The 17,025-nt window shown below is 61.7% G+C and carries 14 protein-coding genes, 1 tRNA gene and 1 rRNA gene; 6 read left to right on the forward strand and 10 right to left on the reverse strand.

The genetic code is table 11. From position 1 onward, the window contains the following. The first annotated feature begins 70 nt into the window (after positions 1-70). The 4 genes from rrf (at position 71) to GJA_RS00025 (ending at position 3,449) form a co-directional block, all read left to right on the forward strand. Positions 71-183, forward strand: a 5S ribosomal RNA gene (rrf, locus tag GJA_RS00010). A gap of 165 nt (positions 184-348) precedes the next feature. Then, positions 349-1,830: a DUF2868 domain-containing protein gene (locus tag GJA_RS00015; RefSeq protein ID WP_038487295.1), complete on the forward strand. Its 1,482-nt coding sequence runs from the start codon at positions 349-351 to the stop codon at positions 1,828-1,830. After that, on the forward strand, positions 1,827-3,314 hold the full coding sequence (locus tag GJA_RS00020; RefSeq protein ID WP_038487298.1) for a DUF3482 domain-containing protein: 1,488 nt from the start codon (positions 1,827-1,829) through the stop codon (positions 3,312-3,314). Before GJA_RS00015 ends, GJA_RS00020 begins: the two co-directional genes overlap by 4 nt. A gap of 58 nt (positions 3,315-3,372) precedes the next feature. Then, a tRNA-Pro gene (locus GJA_RS00025) sits at positions 3,373-3,449 on the forward strand. Positions 3,450-3,568: 119 nt separating this feature from the next. On the opposite strand, the gene GJA_RS00030 is transcribed toward GJA_RS00025, so the two are convergent. Genes GJA_RS00030 through GJA_RS00075 form a run of 10 tightly spaced genes read right to left on the reverse strand, consistent with a single transcriptional unit; the run spans position 3,569 to position 14,826 of the window. Then, entirely contained in the window at positions 3,569-4,489 is a 921-nt protein-coding gene (locus GJA_RS00030) for a hydroxymethylglutaryl-CoA lyase (protein WP_038487301.1), read from the reverse strand. A gap of 1 nt (position 4,490) precedes the next feature. Continuing rightward, on the reverse strand, positions 4,491-5,423 hold the full coding sequence (locus tag GJA_RS00035) for a 2-hydroxyacid dehydrogenase (protein ID WP_038487304.1): 933 nt from the start codon (positions 5,421-5,423) through the stop codon (positions 4,491-4,493). A gap of 26 nt (positions 5,424-5,449) precedes the next feature. After that, a complete protein-coding gene (locus tag GJA_RS00040) occupies positions 5,450-7,462 on the reverse strand; it encodes an acetyl-CoA carboxylase biotin carboxylase subunit (protein WP_038487307.1) in 2,013 nt (670 codons plus the stop codon). Between the two features lie 59 nt (positions 7,463-7,521). Continuing rightward, the gene (bioB, locus tag GJA_RS00045; RefSeq protein ID WP_051780066.1) at positions 7,522-8,571 is read right to left on the reverse strand and encodes a biotin synthase BioB; all 1,050 of its coding nucleotides are present in this window, start codon (positions 8,569-8,571) and stop codon (positions 7,522-7,524) included. A gap of 27 nt (positions 8,572-8,598) precedes the next feature. After that, on the reverse strand, positions 8,599-9,378 hold the full coding sequence (bioD, locus tag GJA_RS00050; protein ID WP_038487310.1) for a dethiobiotin synthase: 780 nt from the start codon (positions 9,376-9,378) through the stop codon (positions 8,599-8,601). Between the two features lies 1 nt (position 9,379). Next, a complete protein-coding gene (gene bioF / locus GJA_RS00055; RefSeq protein WP_038487313.1) occupies positions 9,380-10,564 on the reverse strand; it encodes an 8-amino-7-oxononanoate synthase in 1,185 nt (394 codons plus the stop codon). 2 nt (positions 10,565-10,566) lie between these two features. Continuing rightward, complete coding sequence (gene bioA, locus GJA_RS00060; RefSeq protein ID WP_038487316.1) at positions 10,567-11,895, reverse strand: adenosylmethionine--8-amino-7-oxononanoate transaminase; 1,329 nt, start codon at positions 11,893-11,895, stop codon at positions 10,567-10,569. 23 nt (positions 11,896-11,918) lie between these two features. After that, entirely contained in the window at positions 11,919-12,704 is a 786-nt protein-coding gene (locus GJA_RS00065) for an enoyl-CoA hydratase/isomerase family protein (protein WP_038487319.1), read from the reverse strand. A 13-nt stretch (positions 12,705-12,717) separates the two neighbouring features. Next, positions 12,718-14,340, reverse strand: coding sequence for a carboxyl transferase domain-containing protein (locus GJA_RS00070; protein ID WP_038487323.1), 1,623 nt, complete (start codon positions 14,338-14,340; stop codon positions 12,718-12,720). 42 nt (positions 14,341-14,382) lie between these two features. Continuing rightward, positions 14,383-14,826, reverse strand: a complete 444-nt coding sequence (locus GJA_RS00075) for a YchJ family protein (RefSeq protein ID WP_038487326.1) — start codon at positions 14,824-14,826, stop codon at positions 14,383-14,385. A 632-nt stretch (positions 14,827-15,458) separates the two neighbouring features. On the opposite strand from GJA_RS00075, the gene GJA_RS00080 reads away from it, so the two are divergent. Both GJA_RS00080 and GJA_RS00085 read left to right on the forward strand, forming a co-directional pair. After that, positions 15,459-16,493, forward strand: coding sequence for a hypothetical protein (locus GJA_RS00080; protein ID WP_038487329.1), 1,035 nt, complete (start codon positions 15,459-15,461; stop codon positions 16,491-16,493). A 41-nt stretch (positions 16,494-16,534) separates the two neighbouring features. After that, positions 16,535-16,999 carry a type III secretion system chaperone gene (locus GJA_RS00085; protein ID WP_081905184.1) on the forward strand — a complete coding sequence of 155 codons (465 nt, stop codon included), beginning with the start codon at positions 16,535-16,537 and terminating at the stop codon, positions 16,997-16,999. The last annotated feature ends 26 nt before the right edge of the window (positions 17,000-17,025 follow it).

Here is a 17,025-nt window from a genome sequence, read left to right on the forward strand (position 1 = left end):
GCCGATCTTTGCTTCTTCCAGATTCATGGCCTTGTCGTCCTACAGGAGACAAGCGTCAGTACAAGTCATGCCTGATGACCATAGCAAGTTGGTCCCACCCCTTCCCATCCCGAACAGGACCGTGAAACAACTCTGCGCCGATGATAGTGCTGCAACCAGTGTGAAAGTAGGTTATTGTCAGGCTAGTTATAAGAAAGAACCCCCTTCCGGTGATCCGGTCGGGGGTTTTTTTACGTCTGCCGGTTTGGCATTTGATTTCTGCGTCATGCGCTTCGCGTTGGCCTGAAATGGAAAAGTGCGTCACAATCCTCCTGTACAGTTGTCGGATTCATACAGAACAGGAGCGACATGAACGAACATATTGCCAGAGACGTGGTGTTGGTACGCGCTATCGAGACGGCCGACCAGAAGCGTGAAGTCCTTAGCGACGATGACCGCATGTATGCCAGCCGCAGCGCGAAGGAACTGGCGCATTGGCAAGCTTCCGGCAAACAGTCGGAAGTGACCACGGATGACTTCCTGCAACAGCGTTCGGAACAAATCATCAAGCGCCTGGTCGAGCGCATTCCCGCCTTCGCCACCTTTGCCAAACGCCGCAACGGCTTGAACACCCTGACCATGACCTTGCCGCTGCTGGCCTTGCTGCTCGGTTTTGGCCTGGACCGCATTACCGATCCGCACCGCGTCGATTTGCTGTCGGCGCCGCTGCTGCTGATCATCGCGTGGAATGTGCTGGTCTACCTGGGGCTGCTGGCCTGGCTATGCATACCTTCCAGACAAATGAATGCGGCCAAGGCCGGCTGGGTACGCCGTCTCAGCGTCGGCAAGGCGGCCTTGCCGCGCAAGCTGCCGCATGCGCTATCGGCCGGCTTGCTGGCCTTCATGGCGGAGTGGGCGCAATTGAGCGCCAGGCTGAATGGCGCGCGGCTAAGCCGGATGATCCATGTCAGCGCCGCGCTGTTCGCCATCGGCGCCATGCTGTCGCTGTATGCGCGTGGCGTGCTGTCGCAATACGCGGCCGGTTGGGAAAGCACTTTTCTGGACGCCAGCCAGGTGCATGATCTGTTGTCGGTCCTGTTCGCGCCGGCGCTGTCGCTATTCCACTTGCAGGGTTTTTCGCTGGCCGAGGTCGAGGCGCTGCGCTTCGGTTCCGGCGCCGTCTCGCCCGAAGGCGGCGCGCGCTGGGTGCATTTATATGCGGCGACCTTGCTGTTGCTGGTGGTAGTGCCGCGCATCGTGCTGGCCCTGATTTCCAACTGGCAGGCGCAGCGGCTGGCCACGACATTCCCGCTCGATCTGGAACAACCATATTTTCGCAAATTTAATGAAACCATGGGGACTGTTACTGGCGGCGTACTGCGCGTTTTACCTTACAGTTTCAGCGTCGATGAAGCGCGCGACAAGGGCCTGGCGGCGATTGCGGTGACGCTGTTCGGCGAACAGGCCAGACTGATGCTGCGGCCGTCGACCGCTTACGGCGAGGAACCGCAGGAGGTCTTGGCCGACACCAGATTGAACGACAGCGAGGTGAATCTGACGGCGGTGCTGTTCAATCTGACCGCGACGCCGGAGAAGGAAAATCACGGCGCTTTCCTCGATTACCTGGTGCGCCAATCCGCACGCGGCATCGCCGTGCTGATCGATGTATCGAACTTCCTGGAGCGTGTCGGCAGCCAGCCCGATGCGAAGGCCAGGCTGGCCGAGCGGGTCGCGCTGTGGCAGCAATTCTGCCATTTCCACCGGGCGCCGGCGACCATCGTCGACCTGATCGATCCATCCACCCACCCGCTCGATGCCGGAGCCGGACTGACACTATCGACCGCACCATGAGCGACACACCCGTCCAGATTCAATTTGCGCTGATTTCGCATACCAATAACGGCAAGACCACGCTGGCCCGCACGCTGATCGGCGTCGATGTCGGCGAAGTGCGCGACGCGGCCCATGTGACGGTGTTCGCCGAATCGCATACCTTATTGAGCACGCCGCAGGGCGATGCCTTGCAACTGTGGGATACGCCGGGTTTCGGCGATTCGGTGCGGCTGTTGAAACGGCTCGGCTTGTCCGGCAATCCGATCGGCTGGTTCTTGCGCGAAGTGCTGGACCGCTACCGCGACCGGCCATTCTGGCTCAGCCAGCAAGCGCTGCGCACCGCGCGCGACGCGGCCGACGTGGTGCTGTACCTGGTCAATTCATCGGAACATCCGAAGGACGCCGGTTACCTGCCGGCCGAAATGACAATCCTCGAATGGCTGGATAAACCGGTGGTGGTGCTGCTGAACCAGATGGGCGCGCCGCGTCCGGCCGCCGACGAACACGCCGAGCAGGCGCGCTGGAAAGATCATTTGCGGCAGTTCCCTGTCGTGCGCGACGTCCTGGCGCTGGATGCGTTCGCCCGCTGCTGGGTGCATGAGCGGGTATTTTATGAGGCGGTCGGCAAACTGATCGCGGAGCAAAAACAGGCTGGATATCAGCGCCTGTTCGCCGCCTGGGAAGCGGGCAATGTACAGCGCTTTCACGACGCGATGGGACTGACCGCGGAACAATTAGTCATTGCCGCGCAAGACAGCGAAGCGGTGGATAGCGAAAACAAGACCTTGCTGAAGTCGGCGCTGAAAGTGGTCGGCCTCGGCAAGGGCGGTGAGCAGCAGCGCCAGGAAAAGGCGATGAGCGCGCTGATCGCCAGGCTGAACCTGTGCATAGGCGACACCACCGGCCGGCTGCTGGCCCTGTACAAACTCGACACCAGCGAGGCGGCCAAAATCAATGCGCGGGTGCGCGAAAACTTTACGGTGCGCGCGCCGATCGACAAGGCGCAAGCTGGCTTGCTGGGCGCCGTGATTTCCGGCGCGGCGACCGGGTTGTCGGCCGACCTGGTGGCCGGCGGTTTGACGCTGGGCGCCGGCGCACTGCTGGGCAGCATCGTCGGCGCGCTGACCTTTGCCGGCGCGGCGTGGGGCTTCAATTCGACCACCGAGCGCAACCAGCCGACCATGCAATTCACCGACGAGTTCCTGCGCACGCTGGTGGTGGCCAGTTTGCTGCGCTATCTGGCGGTGGCGCATTTCGGCCGCGGCCGCGGCAATTTTGTCGAAGGCGAGGCGCCGGCGTTCTGGCAAAACGAAGTCGAACTGGCGGTGGCGGGACACGACCATGCACTGATACGGGGCTGGTCGGCGGCGCGCGCCAGGCAGCCGCAGGCCAATGCCGAGCTGCAGGACGTGCTTGCCAGGATAACATCGCGCGTGCTGGGCCGTTTGTATCCCGACAGCGTGATTGACATCGCGGCAAACAAAGCGCCGGACGCTTTTTAGAAAACAATTTACCGCTGCCCTTGACCGAAGTGAATACGGCCTGTATTATCTTGGTCTTCGGAGTGTGGCGCAGCCCGGTAGCGCACCTGGTTTGGGACCAGGGGGTCCAAGGTTCGAATCCTTGTACTCCGACCAAATTGAGTAATAGAGAAAAGACTTGAGAGCTTATGGCTCCCAGGTCTTTTTTTTATTTCAGTCGCATTTTGCGCTGATCAGGCCATGCACCGGTTTCGGCGCATGGCGTATCAATCGCTTCAGCCGGCGCGCTTGGCGGCGATCGCGTTGCCGGCCCGGCTGGCGCCCTTGCGGCCCAGATGCCGCGAGATGAACTGGCCGGCGTCGACCACCAGGTCGAGGTCGATGCCGGTGGCGATGCCGAGACCCTGCATCAGGTACAGCACGTCTTCGGTGGCGACATTGCCGGTCGCGCCCTTGGCGTACGGACAGCCGCCCAGGCCGGCTACCGACGAGTGGAAAATTGTAATGCCCACTTCCAGGCTGGCATAGATATTCGCCAGCGCCTGGCCATAGGTGTCGTGGAAATGGCCGGACAGGCCGCCGATGGCGAATTCCTGGATCGCGCGTTGCATCACCGCCTGGGTCTTGCGCGGCGTCGCCACGCCGATGGTGTCGGCGATGTCGATTTCATCGCAGCCCAGTTCGCGCATGCGGCCCACTACGTCGGCCACAGCGGCTTCCGGCACGTCGCTCTGGTATGGGCAGCCAAAAGCGCAGCTGATGCTGCCACGCAGCCGCAAACCGCGTTCCTTGGCCGCTTGTGCGACGCCCTCGAAGCGGGCGATCGATTCGGCGATCGAACAGTTGATGTTTTTCTGCGAAAAGGCTTCCGATGCGGAGCCGAAAATCACCACTTCATCGGCCCCGGCGGCCAGCGCCGCGTCGAAACCCCGCATGTTCGGCGTCAGTGCCGAATAGATCACGCCCGGCTTGCGCCGGATCGCCGCCATCACCTCGGTGCTGGTGGCCATTTGCGGCACCCATTTCGGCGACACGAACGAGGCCGCCTCGATATTCTGGAAGCCGGCCAGCGTCAGGCGGTCGATCAGTTCGATCTTGACCGCGGCGGGGATGGTGTCTTTTTCGTTTTGCAAGCCGTCGCGCGGACCGACTTCGACGATCTTGACCTGTTTCGGCAGGCTTTTATCAGTGTTCATATCAATATCCTGTGACACGGTTGACGATGCCGGCGACCGGCTGGCCCGCTTCCAGGCAGCGGATCTTGGCGGCGATTTGTGCGACGCTTTCGCGGCGCTGGGTAACGGCGGAAATATGCGGCGTGATGCTGATGCGCGGCTCTTGCCAGAACGGATGCTGCTGCGGCAGCGGTTCATTGCGGAACACGTCCAGCGTGGCGCCGGCGATGTGGCCCGATTTGACCAGCGCCAGCAAGTCGGCTTCGGCCACATGGGCGCCGCGCGCCACGTTGATCAGATAAGAGCCTGGCGGCAGCGACGACAGCCGCGCGCGGTCCAGCAAGTTCGCCGTGTCGGCCGTCAGCGGCAGCAGGTTGACCAGCACGCGGGTGCCGCGCAGGAAGGTGTCGAGGTTGTCCTGTCCCGCAAAACAGCTGACGCCGGCAATCTCCTTCTGGCCGCGGCTCCAGCCGCGCAGCGGAAAGCCGAACGGCAGCAAAGCTTCCAGCACGCGGCTGCCGAGCACGCCGAGCCCGAGCACGCCGATCGTGAAATCCTGCTTGTCATGCGGCGCCAAAGGCAGCCACAGATTGCTGCGCGCCTGGGCGTCATATTCGTCGAAACGGCGGAAATAACGCAGCGCCGCATGGGTCACGTATTCCGCCATCTGCACGCCCATGCCGGCGTCGTCGAGGCGTATCAGCGGTATCTGCGGCGGCAACGCGTCGCCGAAGCGCAGCACCGAATCGACCCCGGCGCCGGCGTTGAAGATCGCCTTGACGCGCACCAGCTCGCCGAGCACGGCGGCGGGCGGACTCCACACCACCGCATAGTCGTGCGGCTCAAGCACCGCGCCCTCGCTCCACAGCGTGATCTCGGCGTGGGGCAGCAGCGCGGCAAAATCGTCGGCAAATTCCCGTGCCTGGTCTGGCGGGAGCTGTATCAGTATGCGCATGTTGTTACTCCCCGATGCATGATGCATTATGCGGCGGCCTTGAAGGCCAGCAGCGGCGTGCCGTCGCTGACCTGGTCGCCGACCGCGTACAGTATTTCCTCGACCAGTCCATCGTGCGGCGCGGCGATGGTGTGCTCCATCTTCATCGCCTCCATGATGACCAGCGGTTCGCCTTTCCTGACATGCTGGCCTTTGTGGACCAGCACCGCGACCACCTTGCCCGGCATCGGCGCCGTCAAACGGCCGCCTTCGGCTTCCGCTTCGCCGGCATGCGCCATCGGGTCGTGGTACTGCAGCGCGTAATGGCTGCCGCCGTGGAAAACGTGGAACAGTTCGCCGTCGCGGCGCACCGTGCCATGCAGCGCCTGCCGGCCCAGCTTGATGCGGTAGCCGACGCCATCGCGGCTGGTCAGGCTGCATGGCTGGCCGTCCAGCAGCCAGCCGTCGCCACGGTATTCGAGCTGGACCAGGTAGGGCGCATGTTCGTCGGCGAACGACAGGCCGCGTTGCAGCGCGCCGTTCAGGCGCCAGCCCTGTGCATTGCCCCACGGGTCGGATGGATTGCCGGCCGATTGCGCTTCAGAGTGCTCTTTTTCAGCTGCGATCAAGGCCACCGCGGCCAGCGCCAGCGCGGCGGCTGGCGCGGCTTGCGGCGCCGGGAACAGCGCCGCGTGATTGCGTTCGATCAGGCCGGTATCCAGGTCGGCATTGGCAAACGCCGCGCCTTCGACCAGCCGTTTCAAGAAGGCGATATTGGTCGCCAGGCCGACGATCTGGTAGTCGGACAGCGCGGCCGCCATGCGCGCCAGCGCCTCGCGCCGGTCGGTGCCCCAGACGATCAGCTTGGCGATCATCGGATCGTAGAAGGGCGAAATCGCATCGCCCTCACGTACGCCGGAATCGATGCGCACGCCAGCCGGATGCTCCGTGCCGCCGAGCTCGAACGTCACCGCCGCTGGCGTGCGCAGATGGCGCAGCGTGCCGATCGACGGCAAGAAGCCTTTTTCCGGATTTTCGGCGTAGATGCGCGCTTCGATCGCGTGGCCGTGGATGGCCAGTTGATGCTGCTGTTTCGGCAGCGGCTCGCCAGACGCGACCCGCAACTGCCATTCGACCAGGTCGGTGCCGGTGATCATTTCGGTGACTGGATGCTCGACTTGCAGGCGGGTGTTCATTTCCATGAAATAGAACGAGCCATCCTGGTTGGCGATGAATTCCACCGTGCCGGCGCCGACGTAGCCGACCGCCTTGGCGGCGGCCACCGCCGCCTCGCCCATCGCGGCGCGGCGCTCGGCCGTCATGCCCGGCGCCGGCGCTTCTTCCAGCACTTTCTGGTGCCGCCGCTGCACCGAGCAATCGCGCTCGTACAGGTAGATGCAATTGCCCAGCGTGTCGGCGAACACCTGGATTTCGATATGGCGCGGCCGCGACAGGTATTTTTCGGCCAGCACCTTGTCGTCGCCGAAAGAGCTGATCGCTTCGCGTTTGCACGAGGCCAGCGCGTCCTTGAATTGCGCCGGCTTGTCGATGACGCGCATGCCCTTGCCGCCGCCGCCGGCGGATGCCTTCAGCAACACCGGATAGCCGATTTTATCCGCTTGCGCTTGCAGGAAGTCGGCGTCCTGCACGTCGCCGTGATAGCCCGGCACCAGCGGTACATTGGCTTTTTCCATCAGCGACTTGGCCGCCGATTTGGAGCCCATCGCGCGCATCGCCGACGCCGGCGGGCCGATGAAGACCAGCCCCGCGGTGGCGCAGGCGTCGGCGAAATCGGCGTTTTCCGACAAAAATCCGTAGCCCGGATGGATCGCCTGCGCACCGGTGGCCAGCGCGACGGCAATCATCTTGTCGCCGCACAGATAGCTTTCCTTGGCCGCGGCCGGTCCGATCAGCACCGCTTCGTCGCATACCGCGACGTGCCTGGCGTTGGCGTCCGCCTCCGAATACACGGCGACGGTCTGGATGCCCATGCGGCGCGCGGTGGCGGCGACGCGGCAGGCGATCTCGCCACGGTTGGCGATCAGGATTTTTGTGAACATGGTCTCTCTCTCAAGCGTGTGCGCAGGAAGTTTTTTTATGATGTGCCGGTCGCGTTACATCAGCAGGAGCAGCTTTCCTTCGGCGCCGAATCGAGCGTCGCGGCGCGGGTCTTCAAGCCCAGCTTATTGAGCAGCGTGCGGTCGTCTTCCGCTTCCGGATTGTCGGTGGTCAGCAGCTTGTCGCCGTAGAAAATCGAATTGGCGCCGGCCAGGAAGCACATCGCTTGCACCGCTTCGCCCATCTGGCGGCGGCCGGCCGACAGGCGCACGCGCGCCTTCGGCATTGTGATGCGCGCCACCGCGATGGTGCGCACGAATTCGAACGGGTCCAGCGCGTCGATGCCGTACAGCGGCGTGCCTTCGACCTGCACCAGGTGGTTGACCGGCACCGATTCCGGGTACGGGTTCAGGTTCGCTAGCTGCGCGATCAGGCCGGCGCGCTGCAAGCGGGTTTCGCCCATGCCGACGATGCCGCCGCAGCACACTTTCAGGCCGGCTTCGCGCACCCGGCCCAGCGTGTCCAGCCGGTCCTGGTATTCGCGGGTCGAGATCACGTTGTCGTAAAACTCGGGCGCGGTGTCCAGGTTGTGGTTGTAATAATCGAGGCCGGCGTTTTTCAGGCGGTCGGCCTGGCCTTCTTCCAGCATGCCCAGCGTGGCGCAGGTTTCCAGGCCCAGCGCCTTGACTTCACGCACCATCTGTTCGACCTTGTCCATGTCGCGGTCTTTCGGGCTGCGCCATGCGGCGCCCATGCAGAAACGGGTGGCGCCGTTGGCCTTGGCCTGGCGCGCCGCTTCCAGCACGGTCTCGATGCCGAGGATTTTCTTGGCTTCGACGCCGGTGTCGTAACGCGCCGCCTGCGGGCAGTAGCTGCAATCCTCTTCGCAGCCGCCGGTCTTGATCGACAACAGTGTGGCCAGTTCGACGTCGCCGTCCGGGAAGTTGCTGCGATGGGTATTCTGCGCCTTGAACATCAAATCGTTGAACGGCAGTTCGAACAGGGCCAGCACATCTTCCAGCGGCCAGGTGGCCGCTTCCGGCAGTTTGATGGCGGCGGCCGGACGGTGCAGTTCGACGGTTTTCGGTTCTTGCAGCTGAGCTTGGGACATCGTATTTCCTTCAAATATGTAGATCGATTATTGAGAACCCGGCCAGTGCGGCAGGCTCGTAAAATTCAGGTAAGACGCCGCGGCTTCCGCCGATGGATCCGCCAGGCGCGGCACGCGTCCCAGCAGCGGTCCCGGCAGGCGCAGCAGCAGCGCTTCGATATTCTCGTCGGCGTAGCGCATTTCGGGCTCCAGTTCATTGGCGACCCAGCCGGCCAGTGTCAGGCCGCGCGCCGCGATCGCTTCGTACGTCAGCAAGGCCTGGCTGATGCAGCCGAGCCGCAAGCCTACCACCATCACCACCGGCAGATCGAGTTGCTGGGCCAGGTCGGCGGTATCGTAGCCATCCGACAGCGGCACGCGGAAGCCGCCGACGCCTTCGACCACCACCGCATCCGACGCGGCGGCCACTTCCAGGTACGCCGCCAGGATCGGCACCGGGTCGATGCTGATGCCTTCCAGCGCGGCGGCGATATGCGGCGCTGCCGGTTCCTTCAGCATGTAGGGCGTGGTCAGGCTGCGCAGCATGCTGACGTTGCCGGCGGCGACCAGGCTGTCTGCGTCGTCGTTATGCAGTTCGCCGTCGCGCATCACCGCGCCGGCTGCCACCGGCTTCATGCCGCAGGCGCGCACGCCGGCTTGCACCAGCGCGTGCAGCATCGCGGACGAAGTCAGCGTCTTGCCGATTTCAGTATCGGTGCCGGTGACGAAACAGGCGAACGGCCGCGGCAAGCCGTCGGCGGCCAAGGCGGCCTGCGCCGCCGCTACGGTATCCGTTACAGGAGCAATTACGGGATCTTCCAGGCTCATGTCAGTTCCTTTCCAGTGCATTCAAGGCAGTGATCAGTTGCGCCACTTCTTGCGTGGTATGGCCGGCCGACAGCGTCACGCGCAGGCGGGCGGTTCCCGGCGGCACGGTCGGCGGACGGATGGTGCCGACCCACATGCCTTGTTCATACAGCGCCGCGCCGACCCGCATGGTTTCGGCGTTATCGCCGATCAGCACCGGCTGGATCGCGGTATCGGACGGCATCGCCTGCCAGCGCCGCAGGCGCAAGCCATCGTTCCATTGTGCCACCAGCGCCCGCAGGTGCGCGCGCCGTTGTTGGCCTTCGTCGCCGGCGATCAGGTCCAGGCTGGTCAGCAGGGCATGCGCCTGGGCCGGCGCGGCGGCGGTGGTGTAAATATAGGGACGGGCTTTCTGGATCAGCGTTTCGATCACGGTGGCATGGGCCGCGACAAACGCGCCGCCGACCCCGGCCGACTTGCCCAGCGTGCCCATGTAGACCAGGTAGGGCGAACGCAGATGGAAGTGCTCCAGCGCGCCGCGGCCGTTGGCGCCGATCGCGCCGAAACCGTGCGCGTCGTCGACCACCAGCCACGCGCCATGGCGTTCGCACAGGGCCAGCAATTGCGGCAGCGGCGCCAGGTCGCCATCCATGCTGAACACGCTGTCGGTGACCACCATCTTGGTGCTGGCGCTGCTCGCTTCCAGCAGCGCCGCCAGCGCGGCCAGGTCGGCGTGCGGATACACCTTGACGCTGCAACGCGACAGCCGCGCGCCGTCGATCAGCGACGCATGGTTCAGCGATTCGGAAAAAATCTCGGCGCTCTTGTCGCCGGCCGTCAAGCCGCCCAGCACCGCCAGGTTGGCCATGTAGCCGGTGCAGAAATACAGTGCGCGCGGCGCTTCCAGGTGGGCGCCGACGAAATCCGCCAAACGGTCTTCCAGTTTGGCGTGGGCGCGGCTATGGCCGCTGATCAGGTGCGAGGCGCCGCTGCCGACGCCGTACAGGGCCGCGCCTTCCTGCAGCGCCGCGACCAGCCGCGGATGGCTGGCCAGGCCCAGGTAATCGTTGCTGCAAAACGCCAGCAGTTCGCGCCCGGCCACTTGCAGGCGTGGGCCGCACGGCGTATCGACCACGCGCCGCTGGCGGATCAGGCTGCGTTCCCGCAGCGCCTGCAATTGGGTGTCCAGTTGATTCAGCAGTTCCATGGTCAGCCCGCCAGTACTTGATTGAACACGGCCAGCGTATTGGCCGCCAGGCCGTCGATTTCGTCATTGTCCAGGATGTACGGCGGCATCAGGTAGACGCTGGAGCCGATCGGGCGCATCAGCAATTCATGCTCGACCGCGATGCTGAAAAACCGCCGCGAAAAATCGGGCGCCGCATCGACCGCATCGAAGGCCCAGATCATGCCGCGGTTGCGGAAATTGCGCACCCGCTCATGCGTGGCCAGTGGCTGCAGCGCCTGGGTCAAGCGCTGAGACTTGATGCGGTTGCTGGCCAGCACATCGTCTTCGGCAAAGATGTCCAGCGTCGCCAGCGCGGCGCGGCAGGCCAGCGGATTGCCGGTGTAGGAATGCGAATGCAAAAAGCCGCGCGTCACATCGCTGCTGTAGAAGGCCTGGTAGATTTCTTCGCGCGTCATCACCAGCGACAGCGGCAGATAACCGCCGCTGATGCCTTTCGACAGGCACAGGAAATCCGGCCAGACGGCGGCCTGTTCGCAGGCGAAGAAAGTGCCGGTGCGGCCGCAGCCGACCGCGATTTCATCGAGTATCAAATGGACCTGGTAGCGGTCGCACAACTGGCGCATCAGCGACAGGTACAGCGGGTCGTGCATCGCCATGCCGGTGGCGCATTGCACCAGCGGTTCGATGATGATCGCGGCGATTTTATCGGCCTTTTCGGCGAACAGTTTTTCGACCTCGGCGGCGGCGCGGCGCGCCACGTCCTGCGCGGTTTCGCCCTTGTTCGCCTGGCGCGCGTCCGGCGACATCACCGTCTGCGTGGCGCGCAGCAGCGGGCCGTAGGCGTCCTTGAACAGGGCCACGTCGGTGACGGCCAGCGCGCCGATGGTTTCGCCGTGGTAGCTGCCCTTCAGGCACACGAATTCCTGCTTGTCGCCCTTGCCGTTGTTGCGCCATGCGTGGAAGCTCATCTTCAGCGCGATTTCGACCGCCGACGCGCCGTCGGACGCATAAAAACTGTGGCCCAGCACGTGATCAGTCAGCTCTGACAGTTGTTCCGACAGGCGCACCACCGGTTCATGCGTAAAACCGGCCAGCATCGCGTGCTCCAGCCGGTCCAGCTGGTCTTTCAGCGCGCCGTTGATGCGCGGGTTGGCGTGGCCGAACAGGTTGACCCACCACGAGCTGATGGCGTCCAGGTAGCGCCGCCCCTGGTGGTCGTACAGCCAGGCGCCGCGGCCATGGCTGACCGGGATCAGCGGCACGCTTTCGTGGTGCTGCATTTGGGTACAGGGATGCCAGACGCTGCGCAGGCTGCGCTCGACCCAGTTCGATTGCTTGTTTGATTCCAAAACCACTCCAGACTCTGTATGTACTACCCCAGCCAGCTCGGCTTGCGTTTTTCAAGGAACGACGCGACGCCTTCGCGGCCCTGTTCCGACGCGCGGATCAGGGCGATGCGTTGCGCCGTATCGAGCAGCAATTGCTCGCTGACCGGCTGGCCGGCGATGTCGCGCACCAGTACCTTGGCTTGCTGCACCGCGTTGGGGCTGTTGTTGACCAATGCCTTGACGATCTCTGCCACCTTCGCATCGAGCGCATCGATGGCCGTCACTTCATGCGCAAAACCGATGCGCTGCGCTTCTTGCGCGCTGAAACGCTCGGCCGTCAGGAAGTAGCGGCGCGCGGCGTTGTCGCCCATCGCCTTGATGACGTACGGTGAAATGGTGGCCGGAATCAGTCCCAGCTTGACTTCGCTCAGGCAGAAATTGACTGCTTCCGAGGCGACGATGATATCGCATGCGGCGACCAGGCCCATGCCGCCGGCATAACAATCTCCCTGCACCTTGGCCACCACCGGCTTCGGGCAGGCGTAAATCGCGTGCAGCATGCGCGCCAGCTGCAGCGCGTCGGCCTGGTTTTCGGCGTGCGTGTAGCCCGCCATTTTCTTCATCCAGTTCAAGTCGGCGCCGGCGCAAAACGCCGGGCCGTTGGCGGCCAGCACGATCGCGCGCACCATCTCGCTGCGGCCCAGGCCTTCGAAGGCGCGCGTCAATTCGGCGATGGCGGTTTCATTGAACGCGTTGCGCATGTCGGGCCGGTTCAGCGTGATGGTCGCGACCTTGTCTTCGATCGCCAGTTTCAGGGTGTCAAATTCCATTGTTGTGTGTCCCTTACATGCGGAATACGCCGAACCTGGTGTCCGGGATCTCGGCGTTGAGCGCCGCCGACAGGCCCAGGCCCAGCACCATGCGGGTGTCGGCCGGGTCGATGACGCCATCGTCCCACAGCCGCGCGGTGGCGTAATACGGGTGGCCCTGGTGTTCGTACTGTTGCTTGACCGGCTGCTTGAACGCGGTTTCCTCTTCGGCGCTCCAGGCGCCGCCCTTGCCTTCGATGCCGTCGCGCTTGACCGTCGCCAGCACGCTGGCGGCCTGCTCGCCGCCCATTACCGAGATGCGCGCATTCGGCCACATCCACAGGAAGCGCGGCGAAAAGGCGCGCCCGCACATGCCGTAATTGCCGGCGCCGAAACTGCCGCCGATGATGACGGTGAATTTCGGCACGGCGGCGGTGGCCACGGCGGTCACCATCTTGGCGCCGTTGCGGGCGATGCCTTCGTTTTCGTATTTGCGGCCGACCATGAAGCCGGTGATATTTTGCAGGAATACCAGCGGGATCTTGCGCTGGCAGCACAGTTCGATGAAGTGGGTGCCTTTCAGCGCCGATTCCGAAAACAGGATACCGTTGTTGGCGATGATGCCGACCTTGACGCCATGGATATGGGCGAAACCGCAAATCAGCGTGGTGCCGTAGCGCGCCTTGAATTCGTCGAACTCGCTGCCGTCGACGATGCGGGCGATGACTTCGCGCACGTCGAACGGCTTGCGGGTGTCGAGCGGAATCACGCCATACAATTCCTGGGCCGGGTATTTCGGTTCACTCGACGGGCGCAGTGCCGTTTGCTGTGGCTTGACGCGGTTCAGGTTGGAGACGATGGTGCGCGCCAGCGACAGCGCATGTACATCATTCTGCGCCAGATGGTCGACCACGCCGGACAAGCGCGTATGCACGTCGCCGCCGCCCAGGTCTTCCGCGCTGACCACTTCGCCGGTGGCCGCCTTCACCAGCGGCGGGCCGCCGAGGAAAATCGTGCCTTGTTCCTTGACGATGATCGATTCGTCGCTCATCGCCGGCACGTAGGCGCCGCCTGCCGTGCAAGAACCCATGACGACGGCGATTTGCGGGATGCCCTTGGCCGACAGATTGGCCTGGTTGTAAAAGATGCGGCCGAAGTGGTCGCGGTCGGGGAACACCTCGTCCTGGCTCGGCAGGTTGGCGCCGCCGGAATCGACCAGGTATATGCAGGGCAGATTGTTCTGGTCGGCGATTTCCTGGGCCCGCAAATGCTTCTTGACGGTCATCGGATAATACGTGCCGCCCTTGACGGTCGCATCGTTACAGACGATCACGCATTCCTGGCCGGCCACCCGGCCGATGCCGGTGATGATGCCGGCCGACGGCGCCGCATCAACGCCATGGGCGTCCTGGTACATCGCATAGGCCGCCATTTGCGACAATTCGAGGAACGGCGTGCCGGGATCGAGCAGCAGGCGAACCCGTTCGCGCGGCAGCAATTTGCCGCGCGCCAGATGTTTCGCGGCGGCCGCCTGGCCACCGCCGGCGGCGATCGCGGCGACCTTGTCGCGCAAGTCGTCGACGATGCCTTGCATGGCCGCGCTATTGGCCTTGAAGTCGTCGCTGCGCGGATTGAGTTTGCTTTCGATGTGCGGCATTCAGGTTCCTCTTCTTGTATCGCCCTGTCTCGTGGGCGTGCGCTATTCGGGAAAACTGCCGTCGAGATAAAACCAGCGCAAGCCGCCGTCGCCCATTTCACGCACAAAGCGGCTTACTTCATGCAGGCGCTGCGCGCGGCCATTGACTTTGTAGCGGGCCACGAATTCGACGCTGTCGCGGTTGATCTCTTCAGGCTGGTCGGCAGATTCTGCTTTACGTTGACGTAAACGTAAAGCAGATTTTACCTCAAGTCCCAGCCAGTGGACTGTTTCTTCATCGGCAAACAAGGCGTCTGGCGGGCAAGTGCTGGGATGCCAGGTGGTCCGCAGATAGGTTTCGTTGCGCAGCGTATAGGCGGTATAGCGCGAACGCATCAGCGTTTCGGCCGTCGGCGCGATGGCGGCGCCGCTGACATACGGGCCGCAGCAGCTGGCATAAGCGGGGCCGCCGCAGGGACAGGCGGCTGGCAGGGTCTTGGTTGACATCGTGGCAGGTAGCGGTTGAGCGGGAAATTCCCCAATTATCCGCCATAAAGCGGCGCGCCGGGCGGCCGCCGCTGTCCTCCCGCTTCGTGCCGTCTTCTCGGCTTTATTTCTCTTATATGTAGTCCGTGCGTCGGTCCGGCCTTGGTTCGGATAGCATCTTTCGCCGGACAAGAGCGCCTCAGAACCTATTGTCGGCTCGAATTAACTGCAAATGACGCAAGACCCGTGCTCAGGCTATGTGCAAATGAGCTTGCAATCGACGGCGCCAGCTCGCATTCCACTGCCGCCGGCTCACGCTAACTGCAAATGACGGCTCATATCGGCAAGCCCGCCGCCAGCATGCGTTCGCGGATCTCGGCCGTGCGTTTCGAGCTGCTTGCTGGACATCGCGCGGATCGCCGCCGCCTTCGCATCGAATTTCGTCGTCGAAGATTGGGGGAGGCCCGGAATCATGAATTAATCAGCGCTTCCCCAATTGTTGTGGTGCCGAGGAACCAATCGTTCCGCCGGATACACTCATTGGCGCAAGCCTCTGACGAGCGCTGGTTGCCAGATCCGCCTTGGCGAATCGCTGCGCAAGTACCTGGCGCCTCTTCTTCACGTCTATCAGAGATATTTTACGGAGTTCTATCATGCTGGAAAAAATTTATTCATCAAGCGGCGATTCGCCCATTAGCCAGTCGTTATCGCTGAAAAATAATTCGGAACACCAGGGTAATTTTCTGCACGGGAAATTTTCCAATTCTCGATCAGCCATTCAGCCCCAGCTAAAGTCGATACCAGAATGGGACGAACTAAAAGAAATCAGTTTGGCTAACGGATTCGCCAAAGGCGTGTCAATCGATCGGCGCACGAAATTTAAAAATGCGATCGAGAAAGTCGTTTCCCTTGCTCCGAACACCAGGAAGGGAGAGGTAGGATTGATTGAACATACCAAACTGGAAGCATTGGATACCGGAAAACACAGAATATACTCGATGTTGAATATCGTCCACGGCGACTGGAAAAAGACGGGGCAGCAACAAGCCGGATTTTTTGAATGGCTGGACAAGAATCCAGATCATAAGATTCCGATTTTTGATCCTGAAAAAGTCATTGAGGAATGGGAGAAAAATGGCAAGCCTGGCGATGCCGGCCCACACGTATGGGCAAGAGAAAATTTGCATGAATCTGCGGCTGCCATAGTTGGCTACAAGAGCGTGAAGGAAATAGAGCAGACTAAATTCCTTTCCGGAAAAGATATTAAGCAGTACCAGGCGATCGTAGAAAATGGTGTATGGCACCGTACGGATGAACAAGCGACTTTGGTTGATACACTGGCATCACCCGGAAAAACCAATCATGCCGAATATTATCCACAACATGGCGTATTCGTCATGCACCGCAATGGAAACATGTATATCCATGATTACGAACGAAATAAAATGCACCATCCGATGACTACAGGCGGAGTCCCGGTTCTGGCATCTGGCATCATCAAAATCGAGAATGGTGTGGCTACATCATTTGCCCTGATTTCTGGTCACTACCGTTGCGGATTGGCAGAACTCGATAGAGTTTTGAAAAGTATGAAAGATGGAAAGGTGAACCTGCGGGATATGAACATTGCAGCCCCCGCCATTAAAGATAACGAGGGCCTTCAACAGCTATTGAAAAAATATCGATAAACCTGGTCAAATTTGACAATTATATGGATAGCATAAAATAGATGAGCACGCAACGTGGAAGAATTGCATTGATAATTTCTGACCTCGGGAAGAGGATTGGAATGGATCTGCATTGGAATGATAACATTATAATAATTACCGATAATGAAAAGCGGGAGTGGCGGCTGGATACTGGAATGACGATGGAAATTCTTGCGATCTCTGTGCCGGTGCTAAAAATCAATCCGGCAAACGAGGAAATGAGGGATTGGATGAAACTAAACCTTGAATTTGAGAAAATGAAAGGCAGTTGGGTTGCGTTTGATGCCAAGGATGGTTCATTGCAACTTTGTTCCTCGCTGAATTTGTCCGTCATCACGATCGAATGGCTGGAAGCTGTGATGACACACATGCTGAAGCTTAGTGGTGAACTTGTGTCCATTTTGGATGCTTATAAAAAACAACAGCTTTCAAAACCTGATCTGTCAAAAAACGCCAGGCACAGAATGTTCCAACATCATCTGTAAATTTACGATGTATCCAGAACTGAGTT

The organism is Janthinobacterium agaricidamnosum NBRC 102515 = DSM 9628 (assembly GCF_000723165.1).
GTDB lineage: Bacteria > Pseudomonadota > Gammaproteobacteria > Burkholderiales > Burkholderiaceae_D > Janthinobacterium > Janthinobacterium agaricidamnosum.